Source organism: Lelliottia sp. CFBP8978, assembly GCF_034046055.2.
Taxonomy (GTDB): Bacteria; Pseudomonadota; Gammaproteobacteria; order Enterobacterales; family Enterobacteriaceae; genus Enterobacter.
Genome location: NZ_CM188253.1, coordinates 3,730,156 through 3,746,425, shown reverse-complemented (window position 1 = coordinate 3,746,425; position 16,270 = coordinate 3,730,156). Strand labels below are relative to the sequence as shown.

Sequence of the window (16,270 nt, the reverse complement as noted above, 5' to 3'; positions counted from 1 at the left end):
TTGGAAAGCCTGTTGAACCTGACTGTTGCTGGTGGGGCGCCAGTCAGGATATTACAAATCACTGATACTCACCTGTTCGCCGAAAAGCATGAAACGCTGCTGGGGGTCAACACCTGGGAGAGTTATCAGGCTGTACTGGATGCCATTCGCACCGAAAATCGCGACTGCGATTTAATTGTGGCGACGGGCGATTTGGCTCAGGATCAAAGTGCCGCGGCCTATCAGCATTTTGCTACAGGGATCGCGATCTTTAGCGTGCCCTGCGTCTGGTTGCCTGGGAACCATGATTTCCAGCCAGCGATGTTCAGTGTGCTTCAGGATGCAGGCATTTCCCCTGCCAAGCGGGTATTCGTGGGTGAACACTGGCAAATTCTGCTGCTGGATACTCAGGTATTCGGCGTGCCGCACGGTGAGTTGAGCGATTTTCAACTGGAGTGGCTGGAGACCAAACTGGCCGATGCGCCAGAACGCCACACCCTGCTGTTGCTGCATCATCATCCGCTCCCTGCGGGATGTAGCTGGCTCGATCAACACAGTTTACGCAACTCGGCGGCGCTGGATCGCGTGCTGATGAAGTATCCGAATGTGAACAATCTTCTCTGCGGCCATATTCATCAGGAACAAGATCTTGAGTGGAACGGTCGCCGTTTACTGGCAACGCCATCCACCTGCGTACAGTTTAAACCGCACTGCGCTAACTTCACCCTGGATACGATTGCACCGGGATGGCGCTGGCTGGATCTTCATGCTGACGGCACGCTGACGACGGAAGTCTGTCGTCTGGAAGGGGCAGAGTTCCGGCCGGACACGGCCTCAGAAGGATACTGATGTCTACGCTCCTTTATCTGCACGGTTTCAATAGTTCCCCGCGTTCCGCTAAAGCCACGCAGTTTCGCCAGTGGCTGAGCGCGCATCATCCACATATTGAGATGATTGTTCCGCAATTGCCGCCGTATCCGGCCGATGCAGCAGAAATGCTGGAGTCTATCGTGATGGAGCATGGCGGAGAATCATTCGGCGTGGTTGGCTCGTCGCTGGGCGGGTATTACGCCACCTGGCTGTCGCAATGCTTTATGGTGCCGGCGGTAGTGGTCAACCCGGCGGTCCGTCCATTTGAGCTGCTGACGGAGTTTCTTGGGCAGAACGAGAACCCCTACACCGGACAGCAATATGTGCTAGAGTCACGCCATATTTACGACCTCAAAGTTATGCAGGTAGACCCGCTGGACGCGCCAGATCTCCTCTGGCTGTTGCAACAGACGGGTGATGAAGTACTGGATTACCGCCAGGCAGTGGCGTACTACGCTTCTTGCCGCCAGACTGTAGAAGAGGGCGGAAACCATGCTTTCACGGGCTTTGAGAATCATTTCACCCCGATTGTCGATTTTCTTGGACTGCACAGCCTCTGACAATCAATGCGAATTGCTAGCTAAATCATGACGCAAACCTATAACGCTGATGCCATTGAGGTACTCACCGGGCTTGAGCCGGTTCGCCGCCGCCCGGGGATGTATACCGATACGACACGCCCAAACCACCTGGGCCAGGAAGTAATAGATAACAGTGTGGACGAAGCGCTGGCAGGCCATGCCAAACGCGTTGATGTCATCCTGCACGCCGATCAGTCTTTGGAAGTCATCGACGACGGCCGCGGCATGCCTGTGGATATCCACCCGGAAGAGGGGGTTCCAGCCGTTGAGCTGATCCTCTGTCGTCTGCACGCGGGCGGTAAATTCTCCAACAAAAACTACCAGTTCTCCGGCGGCTTGCACGGCGTGGGGATTTCGGTGGTTAACGCCCTGTCTAAACGCGTGGAAGTGACCGTGCGTCGCGACGGCCAGATCTACAACATCGCGTTTGAAAATGGCGATAAAGTTCAGGATCTTAAAGTCATCGGTACTTGCGGTAAACGTAATACCGGGACCAGCGTCCACTTCTGGCCGGATGAAAGTTTCTTCGACAGCCCACGTTTTTCTGTTTCTCGCTTAACCCATATTCTCAAAGCCAAAGCGGTGCTGTGCCCTGGCGTTGAAATCACCTTTAAAGATGAAGTCAACAACAGCGAGCAGCGCTGGTGCTACCAGGATGGCCTCAACGACTATCTGGGTGAGGCGGTTAACGGCCTGCCAACCCTGCCGGAAAAACCCTTTATCGGCAATTTCTCCGGTGAGACAGAAGCGGTTGACTGGGCGCTGCTGTGGCTGCCAGAAGGCGGTGAGCTGCTGACAGAAAGCTACGTCAACCTGATCCCGACGATGCAGGGCGGTACGCACGTCAACGGCCTGCGTCAGGGGCTGTTAGATGCGATGCGCGAATTCTGCGAATACCGCAATATCCTGCCGCGCGGCGTGAAGCTGTCGGCGGAAGATATCTGGGATCGCTGCGCGTACGTGCTGTCTGTGAAAATGCAGGATCCACAGTTCGCCGGTCAGACCAAAGAACGTCTGTCATCGCGTCAGTGCGCGGCGTTTGTCTCCGGTGTGGTGAAAGATGCGTTCAGCCTGTGGCTCAACCAGAACATTCAGATTGCAGAAATGCTGGCTGAAATGGCCATCTCCAGCGCGCAGCGTCGTATGCGAGCGGCGAAAAAAGTGGTGCGTAAAAAGCTCACCAGCGGTCCGGCGCTGCCGGGCAAACTGGCCGACTGCACCGCGCAGGATCTGAATCGTACCGAACTGTTCCTGGTCGAAGGGGACTCGGCGGGCGGCTCTGCCAAGCAGGCGCGCGATCGTGAATTCCAGGCGATCATGCCGCTGAAAGGCAAGATCCTGAACACTTGGGAAGTGTCATCCGATGAGGTTCTGGCCTCTCAAGAGGTGCACGACATCTCTGTGGCGATCGGAATCGATCCAGACAGTGAAGACTTAAGCCAGCTGCGCTACGGCAAGATCTGCATTCTCGCGGATGCGGATTCCGATGGTCTGCACATCGCTACCCTGCTGTGCGCGCTGTTCGTGAAGCACTTCCGCGCGCTGGTGAAGAACGGTCACGTTCACGTTGCGCTGCCGCCGCTCTACCGTATCGATCTCGGCAAAGAGGTCTATTACGCGCTGACGGAAGAAGAGAAAGCCGGCGTACTGGAACAGCTCAAACGTAAGAAAGGTAAGCCGAACGTACAGCGCTTTAAAGGGCTGGGTGAGATGAACCCGATGCAGCTGCGCGAAACCACGCTGGATCCGAATACCCGCCGTCTGGTGCAGCTGATCATCAGCGACGAAGACGAGCAGCAAACCAACGCCATGATGGACATGCTGCTGGCCAAGAAGCGTTCTGAAGACCGACGTAACTGGTTGCAGGAAAAAGGCGATATGGCGGATATTGAAGCCTGATGTAAAAAGCCCGGCGATGCAGTAATACCGATCGGCTGAACGATCCGGCGGTAGGCAACAACAGCCTCATCAGTTCTCTGATGGGGCTTTTTTTAGGTTCATCGCGGTTAAGCGTGAACCAATAGAAAACGGCGGTAAAAGTGGTTAGTTTTGTATTCGCCAAAACACTAACCAGCCACTCAACCGCCGTCTGCCATGAATGCTAATCTTTCTTCCCTCTTCTGGGAAGGTTTCACTGTTGATTCCTTCACTCATCCTGCACCGGATGCTCTGCTTATTACGCTCCGGCCTGACCCCGGTTTTGCGCCGTCCTGCCGTCGATGTGGCTGTAGAGACTGTGCTGTCCATGATGTCTCTGTGCGACGGGTTCGTGAGCGCGATTTACTTCACTGGCGCGTCACACTTCAGCTTCCCGTTCGCCGTCTGCGCTGTTCCCGCTGCGGGATTGTCACCGAGCGCATCTCATGGGTGCCTGAACGGCAACGTTACACGTCCTCGTTAGCGACCTGGGTGGAATCTCTTACCCGGTTATTGCCGGTTAAGCATGTGGCACAGTTGACCGGTCTGCACTGGCACACCATTAAAAATATCGACTGCCGACGCCTGCGGCGGGAACTCCGGGAGCCTGAACGGCACACGCTGCGCCGCCTGATAATGGATGAGTTCGCGCTGTTCAAAGGGCATCGCTATGCCACGGTTGTGGTGGATGCAGATACACAACGGGTGCTGTGGGTCGGTGAAGGGCGCAGCCGGGTAGCCTTCCGTCCGTTCTTCACCTGGCTGGGCCCGGAAGGATGTGCCGCCATCGAATCTGTCGCGATGGATATGAATACGGCGCTGGACCTGGAAGTGAGAGCGCAGTGCCCGCAGGCGGAAGTGGTGTATGACCTGTTCCATGTTGTGGCGAAGTTCGGCCGGGAAGTCATCGACAGAGTGAGGGTCGATCAGGCGAATCAGTTGCGTGACAACAGCAAGGCGCGGAAGGTTATCAAACGCAGCCGCTGGTTGCTGTTGCGTAATCCAGAGAACCTGCCGGCCGGGCATGAGGTGAAACTGGCAGAGTTGCTGGGGGCGAACCAGCCGTTAAATACGGTGTATGTGATGAAAACAGCCCTGAAAGAGCTGTGGTATGCCCCGGATAAAGACGTTGCGAAGCGTCGCTGGAATGAGTGGTACAGGCAGGCACAGGAAAGTGGCATCAGGGCGTTGCAGCAGTTCGCTGATAAGCTGAAGGGTTACGTGAGCGGCATAATCGCGAGTGCCACGCATCGTCTGAATACCAGCGTACTTGAGGGAATGAACAACAAGATCAAAGTGATAAAACGAATGGCATACGGATACCGGGATAACGACTACTTTTTTATGAAGATAAAAGCAGCGTTCCCCGGTAAGGCGCGATGAACCTTTTTTTATGCTTGCGGCCTGGCCTGAAGCCCGGCAAAAAGAGCGTCTGATTACCGCGCCGTGTGGTTTTTACGATACTGCAACGGCGTCTCACCAATCCCTTTTTTAAAAGAGCTGATAAACCAGGTTACGTCAGAAAACCCCACTCGCGTTCCGATCTCACGCACGCTCTCGTCACTGTGTAACAGATATTCGCAGGCTTTTCGTAAACGCAATGTGTTCAGATAATCATGAATTTTCTCGCCCGTTTCTGCGTGGAATTTACGTGAAACGTAGCTGCGTGATTTTCCCAGCTCTGATGCCAGCGCGTCGAGGCTAAATTTGACCGCGTAGTTCTCATCCAGCCAGAACATGACCTGACTGGCGATGCCGTGGCTGCTGCCCGGCTGGCCATCATTGTCGTCCGGCAGCATGGCAAAGAGCGCAATCAACAGACTGGCGATGCTTTCGCTGTTCATGGGGGGCTGATAGCAGCTCAAAAGATGATTGATATGCGTATGGCAATGAGCGACGTCGGCGACCCACGCCTCGCCGCCGCGTCGGGAGAGTTTTTGTAAGCGCTGCTGAGTTTGCGGAAAATCACGCAACACTTTTATGACCGCGTGATGGTCGAGATGAATAATCGTACGGCGATAAATTGCCTCCGCCTGTTCATCCACCATAACTTTATGCAGCGTAAACGGCGGGAAGAAAAACAGCCGACCCGGGCGCATGGTGTAGTGACGATTATCGACAATCGCGACGCCAAATCCCTCTTCGACATACAGTATTTCCAGACATTGATGCCAGTGGTGATAGCGCACGGTATTGGCGAACAGCCGGCTGAACGACACCACGGTGTCATTTAAGGTGATGAGCTCCAGATGGTCCGATTTTGGTGTCTCGCGCATAGTGCAATAAAACTCAACTTTTACCCCTCTACCTGTATTTATAAACCACCTTTTTAAATTTTCTCAACTTCAGGTTTATTCATCTCTCGCCGCTGTGACACGGCTAACATTTCTGAGCCTGATGCATTCACTATGCTTGGCCGCAGATGATTACGAGGATGAATGTATGTTGGCGGCAAATAAAGAAACATCAAATCCGTTGTCTTCCCGTCAGGATGTGGTGGCGGAACTCTCTACGATGCTGGCCGCGCTGGATAAGCAGTTTCCAGCGGGCAGCTCGCGCTTTTCGCTGGGGGATACCTGCGCGCACTACACCACTGACATTGCCCGGATGGAGGGGTTATCGCGCGCGTTGTGGGGACTGTTTCCGCTGATGGCGTCCGGCGAGTCCACCCCCTTCAGCGATAAATACCTTGCCGCCATCAAACAGGGCACGGACCCGCAAAGTACAGGTTACTGGGGCGAAACCGCCCCTTACGATCAGCGGCTGGTCGAAATGGCGGCGTACGGCCTGGGCCTGGCGCTGCTACAGAACAGACTGACCGACCTGTTCAGTGAACGGGAAGTCAAGAATCTACACACCTGGCTGAACCAGATAACCGATGCGCAAATGCCGGACAGCAACTGGAACTATTTTGCCATCATGGTCCAGCTCGGTTTTAAACGTGCCGGATTACCGTTTGATCAACGGGCTATCGACCGCCGCTTTGCGATGATGGATGCGTACTATCTGGGCGACGGCTGGTATTCCGACGGCCCTAATCGTCCAAAAGACTATTACATCTCGATGGCGTTTCATTTCTACGGCCTGATCTACGCCACCCTGAGCGGCGATGAGGAGAGGGCGCAAGTGCTGCGCGAACGCTCCCGTCTGTTTGCCGACGATTTTATCTTTATGTCCGCTGCCGACGGGGCATCGGTTCCGTTTGGCCGTAGCCTGACCTATCGTTTTGCGATGGTCGCTTTCTGGAGCGCAGTGGCGTTTTCCGGGCTGGATGTTTTTACCCCGGGTATCGTGAAGGGCATTATTTTGCGTCATCTGCGCTGGTGGCAGCAGCAGCCGATTGCCGATCGCGACGGTATTCTGACGCTCGGTTTTGCTTATCCGAATCTGGCGATGTGCGAAGACTATAACTCGCCGGGATCGCCGTATTGGGCGCTGAAAACGTATCTGATTCTGGCGCTTCCTGAGGAACATCCGTTCTGGCAAGCGCAGGAGCAGCCGTTGCCAGCCCTCGCTGAACAGCGCGTCATTCCGCATGCACAACAGATCCTGATGCATGCCGACGATTCACAGCACGTCACGATGCTCACTGCCGGGCAGCTTGAACTCAATAATTACGTTAACACCGAGGCGAAATACACCAAATTTGCCTACTCCAGCCGCTTTGGCTTCACCATTGAGCGCGGGCGTTATGGCATCAAGCATGCTGCCTGCGATTCGATGCTGCTGCTATCCGACGGGGACAACTACTTCCGCGGCCGCCGGGCGTGTGAAGAGGTGCGTGTGGATGAGAACTTCATTTTCTCGCGCTGGTCGCCATGGCACGACGTGCAGATCGACTCCTGGCTGGTGCCGTTCGGCGAATGGCATCTTCGCCTGCACCGCGTTAACAGCGCACGGACCCTGCAAACGGTGGAGGGCGGATTTGCGGTCATGAAAACCGACCATCAGCTGCGGGAGAAAGGCTGCTATTTGCATGCCGATAACGGCAGCAGCGTGATTGTCGATCTGTCGCCAGATCTTTCCCGCCAGCCGGACAGCATCGTAACGCCGCCGAACAGCAGCGTGATGTTCGCAGAATGCGCCTCGATTCCGGTTCTGACGGCAGATCTTCCGCAGGGGGAAAGCTGGCTGTGCTGCGCTGTAACAGCCAGTGGGCAACAAAAAAAGTACGCGGCTATTCCGCAGCTGCAAATCAAAAATAACCAGGTCGTGATTCACGAACCGGGAAGCGAACGGCAGTTAGCGTTCTTTATATAAACACTCTGGACCCTACATGTTGGCGAGGATTCTATGAAAATCAGCTCAACGAATAAAACCGAATATTACAAAATCAGTACCTTTATTTTTCTCTACTTCTTTACCTGGTCTGCCAGTATTGGGCTGTTGGCCATCTGGCTCGGACAAAAAGCGAATCTGAGTGGCTCGGTAATCGGTACGGTATTTGCTGTTAACGGCGTATTTTCCGTTATTCTGAAACCGATTTATGGCTATATTCTCGATAAAATCGGGATGAGCAAATATCTGCTCTACTTTGTGGTGGCGATGTCCGCCCTGATGGCACCGTTCTTTATCTATGTGTATCAGCCGCTGTTAATTTCAAATACCTTGCTCGGCATTATTATTGGCGCGCTCTATTTGAGCTTTGCGTGGTATGCGGGCGTGGCGGCGTGTGAATCTTATTCCGATCGTTTTAGCCGTCTCAACGGGATGGAGTTTGGTCAGATTCGCATGTGGGGCTCGCTCGGCTGGGCGGTGGCCTCGTCCTTCTCCGGTTTGCTGTTTAACCTCTCTCCGGCGTACAACTTTATTATGGGCAGCGTGGCATCGGTGGTGATGCTGATTGTCCTGCTGAATCTGAAAGTGAACACTAACTCCGTACATGCGGGTGAGGTGCTGACCAAAGAGAAAATCGCGCCGTCGGACGTCTACGCGCTGCTGCGTAACCGCAAGTTCTGGGCATTCTGTCTCTATGTGGCCGGTGTGGCATGGATGATGTTTATCGCCGAACAGCAGTTCTCGCGCTATTTTGTGACCTTCTTCGACGATGTGCATCAGGGCAACGCGGTGTTCGGTTATCTGGGAACCGTACAGTCAGGCATGGAATTCCTGATGTACATGGTGATCCCACTGTTCGTCAATTTTATTGGTGCCAAGCGGGGATTATTAATCGTTGGTTTAATTGTCGGGGCGCGCCTGATTATCTCCGGCATCTGCGATTCGCATCTGTTAATTTCTGTTCTTAAGCCTTTATATGGTCTGGAAATCTGTCTGCTGCTGGTGTCGGTATTTAAATATATCGCCGAGCATTTTGATAAACGCGTTAACGCCACCATGTATTTATTAGGCTATCAGGCGATGCTGTATGTCGGCAACGTGGTGGTCTCTTCACCTGCCGGATATATGTATGACCGCATCGGCTTTGAACAAACCTATATCATCATGGGCGCAACGGCGCTGACCTTTACGCTTATTTCTGCTTTTACGCTATCCGCCTGTCAGAGCAAATGGCGCGGTGCGCAGGCAATGAATGTGGCAGAACACCATCCATCACGCTAATTTTTGCTGTCAAAGAAGGAACCGAAATATGTTAAATCGTATCGCAGAGGAACGCCTGTCCGATATTCCTGCACCCGTTGATGCGCGCGTGTTCAGCGATGAATTAAGCTCGGCGCGGGATCATGTCCTCGAACTGATTAGCCGTCATTTAACGGAGTTCGGTGAAAAATTCCCGGCAGAAACCTGCAAGGATGGGTACTACCCGCTGACAGAAAATGTGGAGTGGACCACCAGTTTCTGGACCGGGCAGCTGTGGCTGGCGTGGGAAATGAGCGGTGACGAGAAATTCCGCTCGCTGGCCGAGAAAAACGTCCGCTCGTTTGGCGTGCGCATCGCCGGGCGTAATGATACCAATACCCACGATTTAGGTTTTCTGTATACCCTGTCCTGCGTGGCGGCCTGGCGTTTGACCGGTAATCGTGAGGCGCGCGGTTTCTCGCTGCTGGCGGCCGAGGCACTGCTTGAGCGCTTCCATGAGAAGGCGAAAATCATCCAGGCGTGGGGCGATCTGTCCGACCCGGAACAGGCCGGACGCATGATTATCGACTGCAACATGAATCTGCCGTTGCTCTATTGGGCCACCGAGCAGACCGGCGATCCGCGCTTTGCTGAAGCCGCAAAAGCGCATGTGCAGCAGGCGGCAACTTATCTGATTCGCGAAGATTCCTCGACTTTCCATACCTATTATATGGATGTGAACACCGGCGCACCGCGTTACGGCAATACCCAGCAGGGCTATGCCGATGACTCCTGCTGGTCGCGCGGACAGGCGTGGGGTATTTATGGTTTCCTGCTGAGTTATATCTACACCGGCGACGAGACGATGATCGCCCTGTCAAAACGGCTGGCAAACTATTTCCTCAATCGTCTTCCACAAGATAACGTCTGTCACTGGGATCTGGCGCTGGTGGGCACGGATGCGCTGCGTGATTCGTCGTCGGCGGCGATTGCGGTGTGCGGCCTGCTGGAGCTGGTGAAACACCTGCCGGTGACCGATCCGGATCGCGAGCGCTATCTGGAGTGGGCGAAAGGCATTATGTCATCGCTGACAAAACATTATCTGATGGGGAAAGACGAGAAGGGCAACGGCTTACTGAAACACTCGGTCTATCATCTGGCGAGCAATAAAGGGGTGGATGAGTGCGCGAGCTGGGGGGATTACTTCTACGTTGAAGCGCTGGTGCGTTTCACCCAGAGCTGGAAGCTGTACTGGTAATAAAAAAGCCCGGTGGCGCAAAGCTTACCGGGCATATGGGGCAGGTTTTGAATGCCGGGCAAACGCAGTGTCGCACGGCAAAATGCAAAAACTTAAACCCCTTGCTCCAGAATGCGGATATGCGTTTCCAGAACATTGCCTTTTACTGCTTCGCTCCACGCTTTCATGTGCGCGGTTTGCAGATGGGCTTCCAGATGCGGCACGGTTTCCCACAGTTCAACCATGATGATTGAGTCTGGTGCGGTGGTCTGGAAGCTCACGCCTGCAGCGGTGTCTACCATCGGCGCGTAGCCATGGCAGCCCTCTTCTTTCAGGACGGTCGGGATAATTTTCGCAAACTCATCCAGTACCGCCTGGCGATGATGTTGGCCCGGACGAGTACGGATTTCAGCAATAACGGTAAGCATGGTTAACTCCTTCTATACCCTTCACACTCCGGGTTGCCGCCTTGCGGCAACGCGAAGTATTTCGGATCTACTTTTGAACGACCAGTTAACCAAAAATCTCGGCGAGATGCTTGCGATATTCTGCGATATAGCTCGGCACGTCCGGCATTTTAATCACGTCGTTGACGATAAAGGTCGGCAGCGGCTCCAGCGCAAGGAACTGGTTCGCTTTATGGAAGGGCAGATAAGCGCCGTCAACACCCACGCCATGGAAGAACTGATCTTGATCGGTGAAGGCATCCAGCGGCGCGTTCCACGTCAGAGAAAGCATGTATTTTTTGCCGTGCAGGAGGCCGCCAGAACCGTATTTTTTAGCGGCATCTGAACGGCTACGGCCATCGCTGGCGTACAGCGAACCGTGGCCTTCGGTGAAGACATCATCCATGTACTTTTTCACGGTCCACGGCGCGCCCATCCACCAGCCCGGCATCTGCCAGATAATCACGTCGGCCCACAGGAAGTTCTGCACTTCGGTTTTATTGTCGTAATCGCTGTCGGCGCGCACCACTTTAACATCATGCCCGGCGTCGCGCAGAAAACCGTCCGCGACCTCGGTCAGGGTGTCATTCAGTTGGCCGTTGGAGTGCGCAAATTTTTTTGCGCCGTTGATAATCAGGATGTTGCTCATTATTTGTCCTCAGACTGGCAAGTTTGGCAGTCATGTTACCCGTAATAACGGTGCGGAAAAATGAGCAAAATGTGCAAAGTCTTTTGCTGTATACGCAATAATTGGCTTACCAGTTTACTGTCACTTCAAACCCGCCTTCGCGCGCGTTGGCAAGCGTTAACCGCATGCCGTGCAGCGCGGCGATGCGTTTGACGATCGATAACCCCAGTCCGCTGCCGGTTTCATCCTGGCCCGGCGGGCGATAAAAACGCTCGCCGATGCGCGCCAGCGCCTCGGGTGAAACCCCCGGCCCGGTATCTCGCACGGTAAAACTCTGCGCATTCAGCGTGACATCTACCACGCTGCAACGCGGGCTGTAGCGCACCGCGTTATCGAGAAGATTGCGTATCAGCAGGCCCAACAGCAGGGGCTGACCAGAACGCGTAACATCAAGGGCGTTGATGTTCAGACGGATGTCTATCCCCGCCTGCTGCGCCGGATGGTAAGCATCCATCACGGCGGATTGCAGCAAATCGGCAAGCGGAATGGGCTCAATATCATCGAGATTTTCCAGCGAATCGAGCCGCGACAGCGTGAGGAGTTGCTCCACCAGCCGCGATGCCCGGTCGATTCCCGCATGCAACTGGCGGAGCGCTTTTTCCTGGGCTGCGCGATCGTCCAGCGATAACTGCGCCACTTCGGTCTGGACTTTCAGCGCCGTCAACGGACTGCGCAGCTCATGCGCGGCATCAGAGGTGAAGCGACGCTCACGCGTCATCATCTCCTGCGTGCGGGCAAAAAGATGATTGAGCGCGTCGAGCAACGGGCGGACTTCGGTTGGAACGCCGTCGGTGGCCAGCGTATCTGTGGCGTCCGGCGAACGGCGGCGTAATGCCTGCGCCAGCTTTTTGAGGGGCCGTAATTCGCGGGCGAGCAGGACGATGAGGAATACCAGCATCAGCGGCAGCGCCACCAGCCAGGGGGTCAGCTGCGAAGTAACAATATCCAGCGCCATCTCCTGGCGGTACTCCCACTCTTGCCCGACCACAACGCGGTATTTACCGTTTGGCGCACTCAGCCACAGGAAACGCCACGCATCGTTGTCATCTTTCAGCCGCCCGTCAGCGAAACCGTCCCGGCGATAGTGGTAGGGAATTTCCCGGCCGTTTTCGCCGTCGTGCAGGAGCATTTTTCCGTCTGTGGAGTAGATAGCGAAGGCCAGCGCGTCGTCATCCAGATGCCCGTGTTTGGCTTTTTTGGGCACGTCGCGCATCCGAACGGGAGCGTTCAGCTCGTCGAGATCCATTGTCAGCAGACGTTTGGCAAACAGCATTTGCTGCGTATCAAACAGCTTATCAAGCTTATGGGTCGTCTGCTGCCAGGCGACCACGCTTGCCGCCAGCCAGGCTGCCAGCGACAGCAGCAGAAAAAGTAAAGTCAGCCGCAGTTTCAGGCTCAGACGTTGCGTTAGTTTCATGCGTCACCCAGTGTGTAACCGATACCGTGGACGGTGCGGATAAATCCGCTGCCGAGTTTACGCCGCAGATGATGGACGTGAACTTCTACGGCATTGCTGGAGACGTCGTCGTCCCAGGTATAGAGTTTTTCTTCGATCAGTTTGCGCGGCAGGACGCGCCCGGCGTTACGCATCAGCAGTTCCAGCAGGGCAAACTCTTTTGGCTTGAGCACCAGCGTTTCGCCATCAAGCGTGGCGAGAAGGCGGGTGGGATCCAGGGTCACCTTACCGTGGCGCAATTCACTGCGTGCCTGACCATGGCTGCGACGTACCAGCGCTTCGAGCCGCGCCGCGACCTCAATCAGGGCAAAGGGTTTACACAGATAGTCGTCCGCGCCAAGACGTAAGCCCTCAACGCGCTGGTTAAGCGCGTCGCGTGCAGTGAGGATCAGCACCGGCTCGCTGTGGCTTTTTTCGCGCCACTCGCGCAGGATCGCCAGCCCGTCCATGCCCGGCAGCGTCAGATCCAACACCACGGCATCGTACGGAGCGCTATACAGCGCGGCTTTTCCGGTCGTGCCCTCTGTGAACCAGTCAACGCTAAAGCCCATTTTGCTCAGTCCGGCCTTGATACCGTCGCCGATCAGTTTGTCGTCTTCAATCAGTAAAATGCGCATTAGTCCTGTCCCTGATAGTGACCTTTTCAGAGCAGTAAACCCCTTGTCACCGTTCCCTGTACAGTAAAAATAAATAAATTTTCCCCTTAAGAAGTTGTTAAGGATTACCCTGTTTAATGGACCTCGAAACGACATTAAAGGGAGAGATAACGATGAAAAAATTTGCTGCTATTACCGCCATCATGATGATGACCACTGCCCCTGTTTTTGCGGCGCAAGGGGGATTCAACGGCCCAACGGCGACACAAACCCAAACGCAAACCCAGCAGGGTGGTTTTGTCGATAACGACGCTAACCTCACCACGGCGTTAAAAGTGAAAGATCAGAAGGACGACAGCTGGGTGAAGCTGCGCGGTAACATTACCGAGCGCCTGTCTGACGACCGTTACCTGTTCCGCGATACTACCGGCACAGTGAACGTGGAAATCGACCACAAACGCTGGAACGGTCAGACCATCACCCCCCAGGACAAGGTAGAGATTCAGGGTAAAGTTGATAAAGAGTGGAATGAGTTCGAAATCGACGTCAAACAAGTCATCAAGCTGGACAAATAATGTCAAAAAGGGCCGATTCTGCGGCCCTTTTTCTTTGTGACTCAACTCGTCAGATAGGGTAGTATCTGCGGCAATATTGCCTGAAACCCGCAGGTTTCTGAGTTGAGGAATGACATTTAATGAGCGATATGGCAGAGCGCCTCGCGCTACATGAATTCACTGAAAACGCCTATCTGAACTATTCCATGTACGTCATCATGGACAGGGCATTGCCGTTTATCGGCGATGGCCTGAAACCCGTTCAGCGTCGCATCGTTTACGCGATGTCTGAACTGGGCCTGAGCGCCAGCGCCAAATTCAAAAAATCCGCCCGTACCGTCGGCGATGTGTTGGGTAAATACCATCCGCATGGCGACAGCGCCTGCTATGAAGCCATGGTGCTGATGGCGCAGCCGTTCTCCTACCGTTATCCGCTGGTCGATGGCCAGGGAAACTGGGGGGCACCGGACGACCCGAAATCCTTCGCCGCGATGCGTTATACCGAATCCCGTCTGTCCAAATATGCCGAAGTGCTGCTCGGTGAGCTGGGCCAGGGGACGGTTGACTGGGTGCCGAACTTCGACGGCACGATGCAGGAGCCGAAAATGCTGCCTGCGCGTCTGCCGAACATCCTGCTGAACGGGACAACCGGTATCGCCGTTGGTATGGCGACCGACATTCCACCGCACAACCTGCGCGAAGTGGCCAAAGCCGCCATCACCCTGATTGAGCAGCCAAAAACGACGCTCGATGAAGTGCTGGATATCGTGCAGGGACCGGATTATCCGACCGAAGCGGAGATCATCACGTCGCGCGCCGAAATCCGCAAAATCTATCAGAATGGCCGTGGCTCCGTGCGTATGCGTGCGGTGTGGACCAAAGAAGACGGCGCGGTGGTGATCACTGCGCTGCCGCACCAGGTCTCAGGCGCAAAAGTGCTGGAGCAAATCGCCGCCCAGATGCGCAATAAAAAGCTGCCAATGGTGGACGATCTGCGTGATGAATCCGACCACGAAAACCCGACTCGTCTGGTGATTGTGCCGCGTTCCAACCGCGTGGATATGGAGCAGGTGATGAACCACCTGTTCGCGACCACCGATCTGGAAAAAAGCTATCGCATCAACCTGAACATGATTGGTCTGGATGGTCGCCCGTCGGTGAAAAACCTTCTGGAGATCCTCACCGAATGGCTGGCGTTCCGTCGCGATACCGTTCGCCGTCGCCTGAACTATCGTCTTGAGAAAGTGCTGAAACGCCTGCATATCCTTGAAGGCTTGCTGGTGGCGTTTCTCAATATCGACGAAGTGATCGAGATTATCCGTGCTGAGGATGAGCCGAAGCCCGCGCTGATGTCGCGTTTTGGTATCAGCGAAACGCAGGCGGAAGCGATCCTCGAATTAAAACTGCGCCATCTCGCCAAACTGGAAGAGATGAAGATCCGTGGTGAACAGAACGAGCTGGAAAAAGAGCGCGACCAACTGCAGGCGATTCTGGCGTCCGAACGCAAGATGAACACGCTGCTGAAGAAAGAGCTGCAGGCGGATTCTGATGCCTTTGGTGACGATCGTCGCTCCCCGCTGCACGAGCGTGAAGAAGCGAAGGCGATGAATGAGCACGATATGCTGCCCTCCGAGCCGGTCACGATTGTTCTCTCTCAAAGCGGTTGGGTACGCAGTGCCAAAGGTCACGATATTGACGCTCCAGGCCTGAGCTATAAAGCTGGCGACAGCTTCAAATCGGCGGTGAAAGGCAAGAGCAACCAGCCGGTGGTGTTTATCGACTCCACCGGGCGCAGTTACGCCATCGATCCGATCACGCTGCCATCGGCGCGCGGTCAGGGCGAGCCGATTACCGGCAAGCTGACTCTGCCGCCAGGCGCAAGCGTTGATCACATGCTGATGGAAAACGAAGAGCAAAAACTGCTGATGGCCTCTGACGCCGGATACGGTTTTATTTGCACCTTCAACGATCTGATTGCGCGCAACCGTGCCGGTAAGGCCATGATCAGCTTGCCGGAAAATGCCCATGTGATGCAGCCGCTGGTGATCGAGAACGAGAGCGATATGCTGCTGGCGATCACCACTGCCGGACGGATGCTGATGTTCCCGGTCAGCGACCTGCCGCAGCTGTCGAAAGGCAAAGGCAATAAGATCATCAACATTCCGTCAGCGGAAGCGGCAAAAGGCGAAGACGGGCTGGCGCATCTGTTCATTCTGCCGCCGCAGAGCACGCTGACGATCCACGTCGGCAAACGCAAAATTAAACTGCGTCCGGAAGAGTTGCAGAAAGTGGTCGGTGAACGCGGACGCCGTGGCTCGCTGATGCGTGGCCTGCAGCGGATTGATCGGGTGGAGATCGACTCTCCGCACCGCGCTACACCGGGCGACAGCGAAGAGTAATGTAGCCTCTCCCCCTCTTTTCAGGAGGGG

General features: G+C 55.0%; 14 protein-coding genes. 9 read left to right on the top strand and 5 right to left on the bottom strand.

Annotated features, from left to right (window positions below):
• The 4 genes from cpdA to SOM82_RS17490 all read left to right on the top strand — a co-directional run bounded on the left by cpdA (position 1) and on the right by SOM82_RS17490 (position 4,730).
• Complete coding sequence (gene cpdA / locus SOM82_RS17505; RefSeq protein ID WP_320461673.1) at positions 1–828, top strand: 3',5'-cyclic-AMP phosphodiesterase; 828 nt, start codon at positions 1–3, stop codon at positions 826–828.
• Positions 828–1,409, top strand: coding sequence for an esterase YqiA (gene yqiA, locus SOM82_RS17500; RefSeq protein ID WP_320461674.1), 582 nt, complete (start codon positions 828–830; stop codon positions 1,407–1,409). The genes cpdA and yqiA overlap by 1 nt, the downstream gene beginning before the upstream one ends.
• A 27-nt stretch (positions 1,410–1,436) precedes the next feature.
• Positions 1,437–3,329: a DNA topoisomerase IV subunit B gene (gene parE / locus SOM82_RS17495; protein ID WP_320461675.1), complete on the top strand. Its 1,893-nt coding sequence runs from the start codon at positions 1,437–1,439 to the stop codon at positions 3,327–3,329.
• Between the two features lie 195 nt (positions 3,330–3,524).
• Positions 3,525–4,730: an ISL3 family transposase gene (locus tag SOM82_RS17490; protein ID WP_501083522.1), complete on the top strand. Its 1,206-nt coding sequence runs from the start codon at positions 3,525–3,527 to the stop codon at positions 4,728–4,730.
• 53 nt (positions 4,731–4,783) lie between these two features.
• On the opposite strand, the gene SOM82_RS17485 is transcribed toward SOM82_RS17490, so the two are convergent.
• On the bottom strand, positions 4,784–5,623 hold the full coding sequence (locus tag SOM82_RS17485; protein WP_320461414.1) for a helix-turn-helix transcriptional regulator: 840 nt from the start codon (positions 5,621–5,623) through the stop codon (positions 4,784–4,786).
• A 166-nt stretch (positions 5,624–5,789) separates the two neighbouring features.
• Here SOM82_RS17485 and SOM82_RS17480 point away from each other — a divergent pair, with 166 nt between their 5' ends.
• Genes SOM82_RS17480 through SOM82_RS17470 form a run of 3 tightly spaced genes read left to right on the top strand, consistent with a single transcriptional unit; the run spans position 5,790 to position 10,122 of the window.
• Positions 5,790–7,607, top strand: a complete 1,818-nt coding sequence (locus SOM82_RS17480; RefSeq protein WP_320461413.1) for a DUF2264 domain-containing protein — start codon at positions 5,790–5,792, stop codon at positions 7,605–7,607.
• 33 nt (positions 7,608–7,640) lie between these two features.
• On the top strand, positions 7,641–8,906 hold the full coding sequence (locus SOM82_RS17475) for an oligosaccharide MFS transporter (RefSeq protein WP_154126297.1): 1,266 nt from the start codon (positions 7,641–7,643) through the stop codon (positions 8,904–8,906).
• A 28-nt stretch (positions 8,907–8,934) separates the two neighbouring features.
• Positions 8,935–10,122, top strand: a complete 1,188-nt coding sequence (locus tag SOM82_RS17470; protein WP_320461412.1) for a glycoside hydrolase family 88 protein — start codon at positions 8,935–8,937, stop codon at positions 10,120–10,122.
• 92 nt (positions 10,123–10,214) lie between these two features.
• Here the strand turns inward: SOM82_RS17470 and SOM82_RS17465 are convergent, their stop codons facing one another.
• The 4 genes from SOM82_RS17465 to qseB form a co-directional block, all read right to left on the bottom strand.
• Entirely contained in the window at positions 10,215–10,529 is a 315-nt protein-coding gene (locus SOM82_RS17465) for a putative quinol monooxygenase (RefSeq protein ID WP_154126295.1), read from the bottom strand.
• Between the two features lie 85 nt (positions 10,530–10,614).
• A complete protein-coding gene (locus SOM82_RS17460; RefSeq protein WP_154126294.1) occupies positions 10,615–11,196 on the bottom strand; it encodes an NAD(P)H-dependent oxidoreductase in 582 nt (193 codons plus the stop codon).
• Positions 11,197–11,302: 106 nt separating this feature from the next.
• A complete protein-coding gene (qseC, locus tag SOM82_RS17455) occupies positions 11,303–12,652 on the bottom strand; it encodes a quorum sensing histidine kinase QseC (protein ID WP_320461411.1) in 1,350 nt (449 codons plus the stop codon).
• A complete protein-coding gene (gene qseB / locus SOM82_RS17450; protein WP_320461410.1) occupies positions 12,649–13,308 on the bottom strand; it encodes a quorum sensing response regulator transcription factor QseB in 660 nt (219 codons plus the stop codon). The genes qseC and qseB overlap by 4 nt, the downstream gene beginning before the upstream one ends.
• A 152-nt stretch (positions 13,309–13,460) precedes the next feature.
• On the opposite strand from qseB, the gene SOM82_RS17445 reads away from it, so the two are divergent.
• Positions 13,461–13,862 carry a YgiW/YdeI family stress tolerance OB fold protein gene (locus SOM82_RS17445; RefSeq protein WP_154126291.1) on the top strand — a complete coding sequence of 134 codons (402 nt, stop codon included), beginning with the start codon at positions 13,461–13,463 and terminating at the stop codon, positions 13,860–13,862.
• Positions 13,863–13,981: 119 nt separating this feature from the next.
• Positions 13,982–16,240 (top strand): DNA topoisomerase IV subunit A, encoded by a 2,259-nt coding sequence (parC, locus tag SOM82_RS17440; RefSeq protein ID WP_154126290.1) that lies wholly within the window; start codon positions 13,982–13,984, stop codon positions 16,238–16,240.
• The last annotated feature ends 30 nt before the right edge of the window (positions 16,241–16,270 follow it).